Annotated in this window: 11 protein-coding genes and 1 pseudogene; 9 read left to right on the top strand and 3 right to left on the bottom strand. The window is 40.0% G+C overall.

What is annotated here, in order from left to right; all coding sequences use genetic code 11:
* Nucleotides 1–124 precede the first annotated feature (124 nt).
* Nucleotides 125–874, top strand: coding sequence for a DeoR/GlpR family DNA-binding transcription regulator (locus GVN20_RS08415; protein WP_166557878.1), 750 nt, complete (start codon nucleotides 125–127; stop codon nucleotides 872–874).
* Nucleotides 875–931: 57 nt separating this feature from the next.
* Here the strand turns inward: GVN20_RS08415 and GVN20_RS08410 are convergent, their stop codons facing one another.
* Nucleotides 932–2,227, bottom strand: coding sequence for a hemolysin family protein (locus tag GVN20_RS08410; RefSeq protein WP_166557877.1), 1,296 nt, complete (start codon nucleotides 2,225–2,227; stop codon nucleotides 932–934).
* A 101-nt stretch (nucleotides 2,228–2,328) separates the two neighbouring features.
* Between GVN20_RS08410 and GVN20_RS08405 the strand changes: the two genes are divergently transcribed.
* Nucleotides 2,329–3,018, top strand: a complete 690-nt coding sequence (locus tag GVN20_RS08405; protein WP_114070007.1) for an NUDIX hydrolase — start codon at nucleotides 2,329–2,331, stop codon at nucleotides 3,016–3,018.
* 78 nt (nucleotides 3,019–3,096) lie between these two features.
* Here the strand turns inward: GVN20_RS08405 and GVN20_RS08400 are convergent, their stop codons facing one another.
* On the bottom strand, nucleotides 3,097–3,267 hold the full coding sequence (locus GVN20_RS08400) for a hypothetical protein (RefSeq protein ID WP_166557876.1): 171 nt from the start codon (nucleotides 3,265–3,267) through the stop codon (nucleotides 3,097–3,099).
* Between the two features lie 200 nt (nucleotides 3,268–3,467).
* Between GVN20_RS08400 and GVN20_RS30110 the strand changes: the two are divergent.
* Nucleotides 3,468–3,818 (top strand): annotated as a pseudogene (locus GVN20_RS30110) (carboxypeptidase-like regulatory domain-containing protein); the annotation flags it as partial.
* A gap of 192 nt (nucleotides 3,819–4,010) precedes the next feature.
* The gene (locus GVN20_RS08395; RefSeq protein WP_229599005.1) at nucleotides 4,011–5,483 is read left to right on the top strand and encodes a TonB-dependent receptor; all 1,473 of its coding nucleotides are present in this window, start codon (nucleotides 4,011–4,013) and stop codon (nucleotides 5,481–5,483) included.
* 111 nt (nucleotides 5,484–5,594) lie between these two features.
* On the opposite strand, the gene GVN20_RS08390 is transcribed toward GVN20_RS08395, so the two are convergent.
* Nucleotides 5,595–5,921, bottom strand: coding sequence for a helix-turn-helix domain-containing protein (locus GVN20_RS08390; protein ID WP_166557874.1), 327 nt, complete (start codon nucleotides 5,919–5,921; stop codon nucleotides 5,595–5,597).
* A gap of 316 nt (nucleotides 5,922–6,237) precedes the next feature.
* Here GVN20_RS08390 and GVN20_RS08385 point away from each other — a divergent pair, with 316 nt between their 5' ends.
* The 5 genes from GVN20_RS08385 (at nucleotide 6,238) to GVN20_RS08365 (ending at nucleotide 13,092) form a co-directional block, all read left to right on the top strand.
* On the top strand, nucleotides 6,238–7,890 hold the full coding sequence (locus tag GVN20_RS08385) for a vitamin K epoxide reductase family protein (protein WP_166557873.1): 1,653 nt from the start codon (nucleotides 6,238–6,240) through the stop codon (nucleotides 7,888–7,890).
* Nucleotides 7,891–7,892: 2 nt separating this feature from the next.
* Nucleotides 7,893–9,200 (top strand): glycosyltransferase, encoded by a 1,308-nt coding sequence (locus GVN20_RS08380; protein WP_166557872.1) that lies wholly within the window; start codon nucleotides 7,893–7,895, stop codon nucleotides 9,198–9,200.
* Between the two features lie 299 nt (nucleotides 9,201–9,499).
* Nucleotides 9,500–10,912 (top strand): TlpA disulfide reductase family protein, encoded by a 1,413-nt coding sequence (locus GVN20_RS08375; RefSeq protein WP_166557871.1) that lies wholly within the window; start codon nucleotides 9,500–9,502, stop codon nucleotides 10,910–10,912.
* 82 nt (nucleotides 10,913–10,994) lie between these two features.
* Complete coding sequence (locus GVN20_RS29995; RefSeq protein WP_310586816.1) at nucleotides 10,995–11,399, top strand: TIGR04149 family rSAM-modified RiPP; 405 nt, start codon at nucleotides 10,995–10,997, stop codon at nucleotides 11,397–11,399.
* Nucleotides 11,400–11,862: 463 nt separating this feature from the next.
* Nucleotides 11,863–13,092, top strand: coding sequence for a TlpA disulfide reductase family protein (locus GVN20_RS08365; protein ID WP_166557870.1), 1,230 nt, complete (start codon nucleotides 11,863–11,865; stop codon nucleotides 13,090–13,092).
* Nucleotides 13,093–13,245 lie beyond the last annotated feature (153 nt).

Below are 13,245 nucleotides of genomic sequence, written 5' to 3'. Positions count from 1 at the left end.
TATGCAAAAATATGCAATCTTTTTGTTTTAATGCAACTTTTTTTTGCATTTTTTTGCAAGATATTTTTAGAAATCACTCTCAATGAATTTTTAAGTATTTATTGAAGTATATTTTAACTAACCTATGATAAAAGAAGAGCGCCAACGGCTCATTATTGAGAAGCTCAATCGTGACCAAAAAATCAACTTAGTGGAGTTGAGTCAACTACTGCACGTTTCGTACGATAGCATCAGACGGGATGTTATTGAACTGGAAGACAAGGGTTTACTGAAAAAAGTACACGGTGGGGCCGTGGCTAATTCCTACTTGTCTTTTAAAACCACGCAAGGCTTCGGCATCGACAATCAGGAAGTATTGCACCTGACCCGGAAAGCCCAAAAACTTTTTGAAAATCATCAAACGATATTGATGGATGGCGGCACCACAAATTTTCACATTGCCGAACAATTCCCCAAAAACTTGGAGCTGACCGTTATTACCAACAGTCTGCCCCTTGCCATTGTACTGAATGAACATCCTAAAATTGAAACGATTCTCTTGGGAGGCACTTACCACAAACGTTACCAAATCACGTTAGGCAACCAAGCCATGCGCCAACTCGAACACCTACGGGTGGACCTATATCTTATGGGTTTCAACGGGTTAGATCCAAATGTTGGAGTTACCCTGCGCAATTATGAAGAATCGGTCTTAAAACAAAAAATGGCAAAATCGGCCAAAAAAGTAGCGATTTGTGCCATTACTGAAAAAATCCATACCATCGAAACCTACAAGGTATGCGACCTACATGAGATTGATTTTTTGGTGACAAGTCTAAAGCCCTCCGACCCTTCGTTGAACGATTTTCGCAACAAGGGGATTGAAATTATCTAAATCTTGCAAAAGTTTGCAAATCTTTGCAAGGTTTAAACATTACCGCCTGAAAGAGTATTACCCACCTTCATCTTCTTCGCCCAGTTTTTGAACGAGTATCTTGTCGATACGGCTTTTGTCCATGTCGACAATCTCGAACCGATAGTCCTGCCACGTGAAGTGCTCACCCGTATCGGGAATATCCTTAAAAATATGCAGAGCAAAGCCCCCAAGGGTATTGAAGCCCGTCAATTCTTTTTTCTGCTGTATCGTAATGTCAAAATGATTGATAAAATCTTCCCACGGAAGCTGGGCATCCACCAGAAAACTGCCGTCTTCGCGCTCTACGATGTCGTAGTTAAACTCATCGGTTTCTGACAAATCCCCCACCAACGCGTCCAAAATGTCGTTGAGCGTGGCAATGCCCAGCATGGCGCCGTATTCGTCGACGATGATACCAAAATGCACCCGGCTCACTTTAAACTTCTCTAGGGCCTGATAGGCTTTGTTGTTTTCGGGAATATACAACGGCTCACGGGCCAGCGATTCCAATCGGGTAAGTTGCTCATCCAAATCACCGCCGAGCAAATCTTTAACATAAATCAGCCCCACGATATTGTCAATCCCATCGTTGCAAAGAGGATAAATGGAGTGTTTGGATTCCATGATTCGGGCCTTATTTTCTTCGGGGTCATCGGCCGAATCCAACCACGTAACCTCCTGACGGTTGGTCATCAACGACGTGATTTTCCGGTCGCCCAGATGAAAGACATTCTCCACGATTTCCTGCTCAATCTCATCAATGACGCCGCCCGTGGTGCCCTCCTGGATGATGGTCTTGATTTCTTCTTCCGTGATGGCTTGGTTTTGCGGCGTAATCCGCAGAATTTTCATAAACAAATCGCTAGATTTGGCCAACAACCAAATAAATGGCGACGTAAGATTGGAGAGCCAATTCATGGGCGTAGCCATAAACTTGGCAATGCCTTCGGGATTGGACATGCCGATACGCTTAGGCACGAGTTCTCCCAAAACCAACGACAGGTAGGTCACAAACAAAACAACGCCTCCTACGGCGATAGAATGCGCATAAGGCTTCAATAATTCGTACTGCTCAACGTAGGCTTGAAAATCGGTCGTGATGCGTTCACCACTGAATACCCCGTTCAGGATTCCAATGAGGGTGATGCCGATTTGGACGGTCGAGAGAAAGCGATTGGGGGAGTTTGCCAGTTCGAGTGCATGTTTGGCCTGCCGGTCACCGTTTCGTGCCGCAGTTTCCAACTTAGACTTTCGCGAGGAGACCAGCGCGATTTCTGACATGGAGAAAATACCGTTGATAAGAACGAGTAGAACGATAACAAATAGTTCCACGTATGGGGATGGTTGGTACAATTGCAAAATTATCAAAAGTATTTGCTATCCAAAACAAACCCATTTGCTAATTTTGTCGGCATTAAAGCCCCACTACTCCTATGATTATATTTATCAAAGACCGTCCGGTCCGAATTTTAAGCGAAAAAGCGGCTCAGGGGCTCTCCAATCGGGCCACTTTTGACCGAATCATTGACGCTCACCTCGAAATGCTGAAGGTGGCGAGTTTAAAGGGGCATTTACTCATTCTGAACGCCACACCGATTACGGCCGAAAAATTGTTTCATTTTTTGAACAATTACGACCTGCCCGAGCTCCAATCCATTTATTTGGTGCCCAAAGACCGCGAAGCAGTGGAAAAAAGATTGAAAAAAATCTACACCATCATCAAAGCGGCGGGAGGCATTGTGACCAAAGACAACAAAATGCTGATGATGTTTCGGCGGGGCGTGTGGGATTTGCCCAAAGGCAAACTCGACGACAATGAAAAATCAAAAAAAGCGGCCCTCCGCGAAGTGGAAGAAGAAACGGGCGTAAAAGCCGAGCTTATCGAAAAAACCTGCACCACTTGGCATACCTACACCCAAAACAACCAACTCATCCTCAAACGTACCAAATGGTATTGGATGCGCTGCGTAGACGACTCCAAGATGGCCCCCCAGCACGACGAAGGCATTGAACAATTGGCGTGGATGAGCGAGCCCGAAGCCCGCAAAGCACTCGTCAACTCCTTCAGTTCCATCCGCTACGTGGTGGATTGCTTTATGGGGCAGGAAGTGGATGTGGATTAGTGCGTTGACCATTGAACATACCAGCAAGTTTATTCTCTCAACGGAATGGGCTTGCTGTTTTTTTGCCCTGAGCCTTTTCTACGCATCACGCAGCTTTTCGTTCTCCTTCAACAGCACAACGTTCATTTTTTCCAACATTCGGCATTTTTCGGCGTATTCTTCCGACATAACCCGCCACTTTTCTGTATCTGACACCAAATAGGATAGTTTGATACGCAGGATTTTGGTCAATGCCTGCACCGTACTCAACGGAAGGACAGGATTACTTCGAATTATTTTATCAGAAATTTTGATACTTTTATCAGGAATCCTGATAGGGTAAAGGAGGAAAAGAGGCTAAGTTTGTACTTTTGTATTGACGCAAATTATCGGAATTATACGGATCAATAGGAGCAAATGGCATCAATGCATGGCAACAGGTCCATGTTCAAATTGTACTAAAGGCCCTGATGAATAAAATGAAGGTGCAAAAATTTAGCTTATTAATCACTTGTATACTCGTTGTTGCTTTCAAAGTTATTGGGCAACAACGAGTCCTCGTGGGTAATGTGACCGATTCCAAAACAAATGAGGCCATTCAATTTGCATCTGTTTATATAAATAACACCTCAAATTCGACCGAGACGGACTCGACGGGCAAATATCAACTCAGAAATGTCTTCAATCATCAGCGGGGAGGCAGTGTAGAAATCGTAGTATCTTCGTTGGGCTATACAACTTTTCGGCAAAAAATACTGGATAAACTCCAAGATACGATAATGCTCAACATCGCGCTATTTGCTTCTCCACAAACCATTTCGGAGGTATCTGTGAAAGGGAAACGTGACCAAAAATGGCTCAGGCAGTACAAAAAATTTGAAAGTGCTTTTGTAGGAGTAAATCAAAACGCACGAGCTACTAAAATTCTCAATCCTTGGGTCATTGATTTTGAGGGAGATATATTAGCGTTTTCGGCTTCAGCGCAAACAATAATTGAGATCGAAAACAAACCCTTGGGTTATAAAATCTTTTTTGAACTCCAACGATTCTCATTTTCTCCGACACAGAGCAGTTTTTCCGGATTGGCACGATTTGAAAAATTCAAAATAACGGACGAAGAACAAAAAAAGAAACTGGAAGAGAACCGGCAAAAAGCCTACGAAGGCTCAGAACGGCATTTTTTTAAAGCTTTAGCGCAACAGCGCTTAAAGCAGGAAGGATTTGTGGTGTATGAAGTAAACCCTAATTACAACGAAAAAACGAGCTTCTCGCACCTAAGTCCACAGTTAGGAAAAAGATTATTTCCATTTAACGACACTTCTGCTATAAAAATGGGACGTTTCCCGTCTTCCAAAGAAATTATGGCACCCAATGAACTTGAAATTCTAAACACAAACAGCGTCAATCGGATTGGTACTTATCAAGATGCCCCTTTTCCGGTATCATGGTTGCGAATCAAAGGAGGCAAAGCCGAAGTGACCACCACAGGATTGTTGTTTGATACCAATAGTTCTGAATGGGCCGGGGATATTGCAGAGCGGAGAATAGCGGATATGCTGCCTTTGGATTATGAACCCGAACCCTTAATGGAAAATAATCATTGGAAGTTGTTTTTACCCAAAAATACCCCCGAAACCCAAAGTAAGAGTGCCTTAGAACCCGAGCCAGCCCCTTTGGTTTCAATCAAACACACTTTTGAAGAAGATACTGTGGTGTTTCGTATTCAAGTAAAAAGGCCTGATGGAGAACCGTTACGCGGGCGACTGTCAGTGGCAGTGATAGAAGATATACAACCTGAACTAAATCGTTTGGACACATTATATGCTGCTGACTTATCTACCGATACATTACAAATAAAACGGGAGAAAAATGCCGTTACCTTAGAGGAAGTAAAAATCAAGGTAAAACGAAATAAAAAAGCCTCTCATACTTTATTAGGAAAAGTGGATTATGTGATAGATAGTGAAAATTTAAAAGATATCATCTCTGGAAACATAATTACGGCACTCCAAAGTAAAGTACCAGGAATAGAAATTTTTGAGACGACGGATAATGCTGGATTTAGCCGTAAAGGAATCCGAATTCGAGGGGGAGGAAATAGTTTACAAAGAAGTAGTTCAGTAGAAGATGAGCCACTTTTCTTATTAGATGGAATTCCTTTGGGAACATTACAAAGTTTGAATGCCATCCCAATCAGCGATGTATTACAAATTGAAGTGATAAAAAGTGCCAATTCTCTTTTAGGTTCTAGGGGGAAAAATGGCGCAATCAACGTAGTAACTAAACGAGCCGCTACCAACAGTACATCCCCCACGGCATCCATCAATGAAGGCAAATTATTTTTTTGGCAACCCTCCACTGATTTATCAACGCAGGGCGAGGCCGTTGTACGATTTGCTTTGCCAAAAGGAATAAAATATTATATCACAGTGAATGGAATTACTTCTGAAAATCAGCCTTTCACTAAGGAAATTTGGGTCTACTGAAATTTTAAAATCTGCTTATTCGGCATGATATAAACAGATTCTAATTGAGGTACCCATTTACTTTTGACTTTCAACGGAATGGGCTTGCTGTTTTTTTGCCCTGAGCCTTTTCTACGCATCACGCAGCTTTTCGTTCTCCTTCAACAGCACAACGTTCATTTTTTCCAACATTCGGCATTTTTCGGCGTATTCTTCCGCCATAGCACGCCACTTTTCTGTATCTGTATCTGTATCTGACACCAAATAGGGAAGTTTGATACGCAAGATTTTGGTCAATGCCTGCACCTGTTCAATGGAAGGGCAAGACTTGCCGTTTTCCCAATTATTGTAGGTGGGCTGGCTGATGTTTTTTCCTTGACTACTTAATTCTAAAGCAACCCATTCCTGCGTCAACCCCAATTCATTACGGCGTTTGCGTAGTTTTTCTCCAATACTCATACTCTACTCTTTCTATTAGATTATTTTGATGGCTATTCAAATCAGTCCTCACTTTCAGGAGTGGGCTTTCTTTATCTAATTGCTTGTAGGGTAGTGTGTGCAGAATACAAATAACACTGTTTACAACTAAAAAATTATATTATTTTTCAAATAGTTATCAAACGGTAGTTGTAACACTATTACATGATTTTTTTGAATTGTTTTATCAGGATTTCTGATAATTTTATAAAGAATACTGATAAGACCCTAAAGGAAGATTGGCTAGGTTTGTGCTACTTTAATGTATTACAGATAGCTCAAAGGCGTTACTATCGTTATGACAACGTTTAACTTCAATTCCTTTACCGAACGCGAAAACCTACTGGGCGTTGCCTGGGCGTATTTGCGCAACCTCCACCCACACCTTACGCTCACCACCCTTAGCGATACCCTCGAACAACATCCCGATTATCCGAGCCTGTTGAGTTTGGGCGATACCCTCGACCGTTATCACATCGAAAACGCCGCCCTCCGCATTGACGCCGAGCAGTTGGCGTTGTTGCAAGTACCGTATATAGCGCACTTGCGTACCCACGGGGGCACATTTGTCCTTGTAGAAAGGGCTACCGACGAAACTTTCATCTACCGTAACGAAAAAGGAAAACGCATCACCGAAACCCGTGAAGATTTTCTCAAAAAATGGTCGGGGGTGGTATTCATTGCCGAACCTACCGAAGCATCGGGTGAGAAAGACTACGCCGCCAAACGCAAAAAAGAACAACTCGAAAGCCTCCGTTGGCCGCTGATTATCGCGGGTTTTGCGCTGCTGACCATTGCGGGCATATTCCAAAGCCCCAATCTATCGAGCGGGTTGCTGTTGGGACTCAAAGCCATAGGGGTACTACTCACGGCCCTGTTGCTTTCGGTGCAGTATGGCAAACCCAATGATTTTACCGACTCCCTCTGCCACCTCAACAACCACACCGACTGCAACCACATCCTTACCTCTCCCGCCGCCAAAATCACACCTTGGTTGGGCTGGAGCGAAGTCGGATTCTTTTACTTTATGGGTGGGTGGATAGTCTTGATGACAGCGGATGACGCCCAATTCGACATTCGTCATCGCACGGGCGCCCCGTCTGAATTCGTCATTCTTTCCTTCTTGGCTTTGCCTTATACTTTCTGGTCTATATGGTATCAGTGGCGCGTAGCTAAGCAGTGGTGCCCCCTGTGTGTAGCGGTGCAGGTGGTGATTTGGGTAGAGTATCTAAGTAGCCTCTTAACTCTCAAAGGGGAAATAAATATGTTCCCCCTTTGGGGTCGGACCCTCGCAGGAATAGGGGGCTTGGCTGTTGCGTTTGTACTCCCCATCCTCTTCTGGCTGATCATCAAACCCCTGCTTCACAAATCGCAGGAAGCGGAGCGTTGGCGGGGTGAATTGCGGCGGTTTAAGAACAACCCGGCTATTTTCAACGCCCTCTTAGCAAAACAAAAACAAATGCCGCCCGTACCAGCCGATTTAGAGCCAATTATTTTGGGAAACCCCGCTGCGGAGCATACCATTACGATGGTGACCAATCCTTACTGCGGGCCGTGCGCCAATGCACATCTACAATTGGAAGAGGTATTGGCCGAAAACCCCCAAATAAAAGCACAGATAGTGTTTACTGTATGCCATGACTCCGATGGCAGAAAGACAAAAGTAGCCAAACACATGATGGCATTAGGATCTACTCACGAAAAGTTAGAGGACGGGATTACCGCTTGGTATGCTCAAGCAAAAAAAGACTATGATACCTGGGCTAGGGCTTATCCTGCTGATACAAGCAACATACCCGAAAACGTAATAGCCGCTCACTGCGCATGGACCCAAAAAGCTGATATACAAGCTACACCTACGTTTTTTGTGGATGGATATGAAGTGCCACAAGTCTATGGATTGGTACAAAGTACAAATATGCTTACCCATTTGGAGCAAAAAATAGCCTAGCCATGAAAACCGCCCTTTTCATCCTATTGCCGTATCCGAGCCACTATTTTGTGGGCTTTGGCAAAGCGCGCCAACTAAAAGCGCAAGGGTATAAGGTAGTATTTACGGGTCTCAGTTCACACCAAACGCTGATTGAGCACGAGGGATTTGTATTTAAGCCTTTGCGTTATGCAAGTGCCTACAAACGGTTGTCTTTTAGGGCACTGATCGCCTTGTTGATCCAGACTTTGCTGAACAGGCCTTTTACCATACAACGATACCGAACTTTTTGGGAAGAAGTAAGCGAAATACAAGTATTGGCCGAAGTATTACAACCTGAAATACTGCTGATAGATAGCCACTTAGGACATTATGCGCTCTATTTATGGCAGACTCAATGCAATAAAATAATACTCAATACCAAGCTTTCGTCTTATCCCGAAGTAGGCATCCCGCCTTTGACGGAAGGCTGGCTTGCCAGCCGTAATGGATGGGCTATTGTTCGTGCCTGGGCAGGGTGGCAGGTACATTTTTTAAAAAGAAAATGGAAGCAATGGCTCGAAAAAATAGCTTTTTTAGGAAAAGACGACCATTGGTTGTTAGAAAGATTGGCTCAAAAAACAGGAAAAAAATATTCTGAATGGTTTGATGATAACCACTGCTTTTATCCTGCCGTGAAAGCCTTACCCAAACTCATTACCTATCCCAGCGCATTGGAATACCCGTGGAAAAAGCCCAAAGCAGGAGAGTACTACGAAGCTATAACTTTTGACCGAAACGAAACTCATCTTTTGAGTAAAGATTACTTCCAATTGATGGCTCAATTACGCCTATCGAAACTCCAAAACCCAGCTATTAAGGTAGTGTATGCCAATTTTGGAACGACTGGTTTGAACAACAACCTGATTGGCTTACAGGCATTAGATAAACTGATAGCTGTGATACAGGACATGCCGAATATACGCTTGATTGTATCCACAAATCTTATCAAAAATACGGATGCCGATAACGTTTACTGTTTAGAAAATGTGCCGCAGTTAGATTTATTGCAGCATTGCGATTTGATGGTGAGCCACGGCGGTCTCAACAGTATTTGTGAATGTTTGCAGGCAGGAGTGCCCATGTTATTATGCCCTTTAAACCATAAAGCAGACCATTTTGGTAATACCGAAAGGGTAGTCTATCATGGTTTAGGATTAAAAGGAAATCTCACCACCGAAACAACCCAATCCATCAAAATAAAGATAGAAACGGTATTATACAACCCAACATACCGAAATCGTCTACACTGTTTTCTAAACAGTGCTACAACCTACGACTTGGCCAAGTAAAATCAAATAGATTTCCAACTAAAAAAAATTAAAAACATGAAAAAGGTATTGATGCGATTTTCTGAGAATGTATTGACCAGAAGTCAAATGAAAGCGGTAAAAGGAGGGGAGGAGTATGGTGGGGGAACCTGCCCCGGTACATATTATACAACCAAACAAAAATGTGAATTAGGGTGCCCTACCAGATGCTTATGCTCAGCAACAGCCCCTAATAGTGATCAACACGTTTGTAGCTAATTTTCATTATTTTAGGGGTAATATTACATCTAATTTTACCTCTAAAATCTAATATTTTCACTATGCTTAAAGATATTGTTTTTTCAAAAACACATTTATTAATTTGGTTATTTTCTATTCCATTTATAAAAATATTTTCACAGAATACATTTATAAATGGTGAAATAAAAAACCCCGTAGATTCTACTGTATCTTTTATTATTCTACGAAACGGACTTGTTGGAGAGCGGGAACTGATTGATATTCGTATAGATAAGTCCAATAAATTTAATTTAAAGTTGAATTTAGATGATATAGCATATATACATTTTCAACATGGCAATACTTCAGGGATTGTATTTCGCAATTGGATAATAGAACCAAAAGATAGTGTTACTTTGTCTTTTAATGCTGAAAATTTCATTGAAACTTTACGCTTTAAAGGTGTAAACTCTATGAAATATAACTACTATACAGAAGATTTGAGAAAATGGGACAGTTGGACCAGTGAGTACATGAAAAGAATAAAACAACCCATAGAAGACCAATATCATTTCATTGATTCTATCGAAAATGGCAAGTTGAAATTGTTACAATCATACTCAAAACATCTTAGCCATTTATTCTTCAAAGTAAGATATGCCGATATAAAAGGAGATGTCAATGAATCTCGATTTTTACCTCTTATTTCAGAAAATAAAAATAGCTATTCTCTTTGGTCACTGCCAAATAATCTTAAGGCTTTTTTGTACATGATGCCTGATCAAAATGACACAACGGCAAAGTCACTTTTTTATGTGGCATACTTGGATGCACTTTCAACCCTACTCTACAAAGATGTAAAAACGTTATTCGGGAATAAATCTATGTCAAATCTTATAGATTTTCAACGCAGTATTTATACGCCTAAGGTAGCAGAGTATCAATTTGCCTATCAACTCTTTGACAAGTTTCGAACTGAAGGGTCAAATGAAAAGAATAACAAACTCTATGAAAACTATGCAAATACATATCCTGCTAGTTCTTTTATTCCTTTCTTAAATGGAAGACAAATTAAGTCAACAAGTATCCGTCACGGACAAAAAGCATTTGACTTAGGAGGTGACTCCATTTCGAAGCTGGTAAAATATCATGGCAAAGTAGTTGTGCTGGACTTTTGGGCAAGTTGGTGTAGTTCATGTATTACTGATGTAAAGTATATCAAAAAAATAAAAGAAGATTTGAATATGGACAACAATGTTGTTTTTTTAAGTATTTCATTAGATGAAAAAGAAGAAGATTGGATAAAAGCAATTAATAAGTGGGACATCATGGGGACTCATATTAGATTAAAAGGTGGATTTAAAAGCTCTGTCTCTAAAGATTACGGAATTATGGGACTGCCAAGTTATTTTATTATTGATAAAAACGGTTTGTTTTTTGATGTGAACCCTCCAAGACCAAGATATAATGATGGACAGGACTTACTAAGAGTAATACAAAAAGCGATAGACTAGCTGCATAAAAATGATAACTTTGTTATAATAAGATATAAAAAGGTTATTTTAAAAATAGGACACTAATCGTCTTTCATGGCAAATAATTAAAAAGAAATTTCACCACCGAAACAACCCGATCCATCAAAATAAAAATGGTACTATACAACCCCACTTACCAAAATCGGTTACACTATTTTCTAAACAGTTTTCCAACCTACGACTTGGCCAAGTAAAATCAAATAAATTTCTAACTAAAAAAGTTAAAAAGATGAAACAGGTATTAATCCGGTTTTCTGAGCATGTATTGTCTAGAAGTCAAATGAAGAGTATTAGAGGAGGTTATGGCGGTATGGCGGCCTCCTGTTCAGACGATTGTGGTGGTGGTGATAATAAGGGTATTGAGTGCAAAAAAGGTTCTAAATGTAGCGCAGAAAATAGTTGTTGTGTGTCTTATGACTCTAATAACAATGAGTTAGAACGCAACTGTTGTCCTCCTATTAGCTAATATACTAACGATAAAAAATCGCTCATGAAAAAAATAATGCTCCAATTGGCAAATCTACAGCTTAGTAGAAGTCAAATGAAAGAAATTAGAGGTGGGTATGACAGTGGCGGAATAGTTGCAGGTAGTTGCGAAGCAAAATGTAAAGATGGAAAAAATGTTGTAAAATGTGGCCCATGTGCAGAAGGGGTAAGATGCTATGCACAAGACCATGATGATAGAGGAGGGATCCCTCTTAGAGACGGCGGTTGTAGATGTGGATCCGACTCATGGAGTGTCTGTCCTCAATCTCCACTTTAAGAATTAATCATCACCAAATTTGCAAGTAGATTAAAAATAATTTACTTGCAAATTTGGTATTCAACTCTAATTTTTTAGTACTATGAAAGGTTACATAATTTGTATTATTTTACTGTTTTTTCAGGTTCATTCCTTCTGCCAAACGAATGATAGTAGGATGATACAGATGAAAACAATTAAAGATATTGGTAATCAGAAGGTGTTTCGTGGTTGTAAAGAGATTACAAACTATTCGTTTTTGAAAGGTATTTCTGATACTTTAAAAACATTTAAGGTGTATCGTATTACTCACAATTTAAAGCAGGGTATTTACCAAAGTTATCTTGAAAATAAAATCGATTCAATAGAGTATAAAAATCTTGTTGAAAAATATAATATTAAAAAGTTAGAGATAAGTCCTTATATTATTAAATGTCATACATATATTCTGTCTGGCTTAATTAATGAAAATAAACAGAAAGTTATAATTTGTGATAACAACAACAATTATGATTTTTCTGATGATCCTCTATTGTTATATAATGTAGATATTTTGAATAACAAATTTTCCTTAGACTCGTGTAGGACTTCAACTCTTCAATTTGAATATTTTTTGAATAAAAAAATACACGAAAAGCAAATAAATGTTAAGATTTTGCCAATAAATCCTTCATTTTCTCATTCTGACCCTATAGATACGTTATTGTATTTGTCGTATGTTATCTGTGAGCATAAAATAGGAAGTTTTACGTATAAAAATAGCCAATATGAACTTCAAATACCTCACAACTGGGGCTTTGCTGCAAGTTACGAAAATGCTATATTGTTATTAGCTGACAACAATAATTTTAAAACAATTTATCGTAAAATAGACCCTGAAATTACTATCGGAAGAGAGTTTAATTTAGATGAAAATATTTATTTAAAAGTAAACTCCATCTCGATGTTTGGGGACTCATTGAATTTGTCAATTTATTCTGTAAACAATAACCATGAAGGAATTTACCCTGGAGATTTTATAAAACCTTTAGATTTTTATGATGTTTTCAAAGAAAATGTAAAAGTGCCAGATATTGACAAATATACTGTACTTGATTTTTGGGGAACATGGTGCGGTCCTTGCATTGCAGGTCTCCCGAATCTCAAAGAGTTTTATCAAAAATATAAAGATCGAATAGAACTGGTCAGTATAGCGCATGATAAGGATATAGAGAAGGTCAAGAAGTTTATTGAAGAAAAAGATATGAACTGGGTTCATAAATTTGAAAACAATGGCGAAAAGAACCCAGAGAAATTAGTAGAGAAGCTAAAGGTAGAGTGTTTTCCTACATTTATACTATTGGATAAATCGGGCAAAATTCTCTCTCGCGGATGCGGAGAACAACAGCTAAAAGAAATAGAGAAAATATTGAACTGAAAATTTTATTAATTGAAGAATTTAGAGCCAAACAACTTCATTTAAAATTCTCGTTTATTGTCGGGTAGCATGAACAACTTCCTGATACATTCTCACCCGTGTTCAGGGGGAAACTTGCATATAATTCCATGAAATCTCTCCCCCTCTACCGCC

This window comes from Runella sp. CRIBMP (genome assembly GCF_009905605.1).
In the GTDB taxonomy this organism is placed as follows: domain Bacteria; phylum Bacteroidota; class Bacteroidia; order Cytophagales; family Spirosomataceae; genus Runella.
This window is presented reverse-complemented; position numbering and strand designations above follow the sequence as displayed.

Excerpts from the sequence above, each read along its gene's own strand:
- GVN20_RS08375 (WP_166557871.1), top strand. The coding sequence starts at position 9,500 with ATGCTTAAAGATATTGTTTTTTCAAAAACACATTTATTAATTTGGTTA.
- GVN20_RS08365 (WP_166557870.1), top strand. The coding sequence starts at position 11,863 with ATGAAAACAATTAAAGATATTGGTAATCAGAAGGTGTTTCGTGGTTGT.
- GVN20_RS08405 (WP_114070007.1), top strand. The coding sequence starts at position 2,329 with ATGATTATATTTATCAAAGACCGTCCGGTCCGAATTTTAAGCGAAAAA.
- GVN20_RS08415 (WP_166557878.1), top strand. The coding sequence starts at position 125 with ATGATAAAAGAAGAGCGCCAACGGCTCATTATTGAGAAGCTCAATCGT.
- GVN20_RS08380 (WP_166557872.1), top strand. The coding sequence starts at position 7,893 with ATGAAAACCGCCCTTTTCATCCTATTGCCGTATCCGAGCCACTATTTT.
- GVN20_RS08385 (WP_166557873.1), top strand. The coding sequence starts at position 6,238 with ATGACAACGTTTAACTTCAATTCCTTTACCGAACGCGAAAACCTACTG.
- GVN20_RS08390 (WP_166557874.1), bottom strand. The coding sequence starts at position 5,921 with ATGAGTATTGGAGAAAAACTACGCAAACGCCGTAATGAATTGGGGTTG.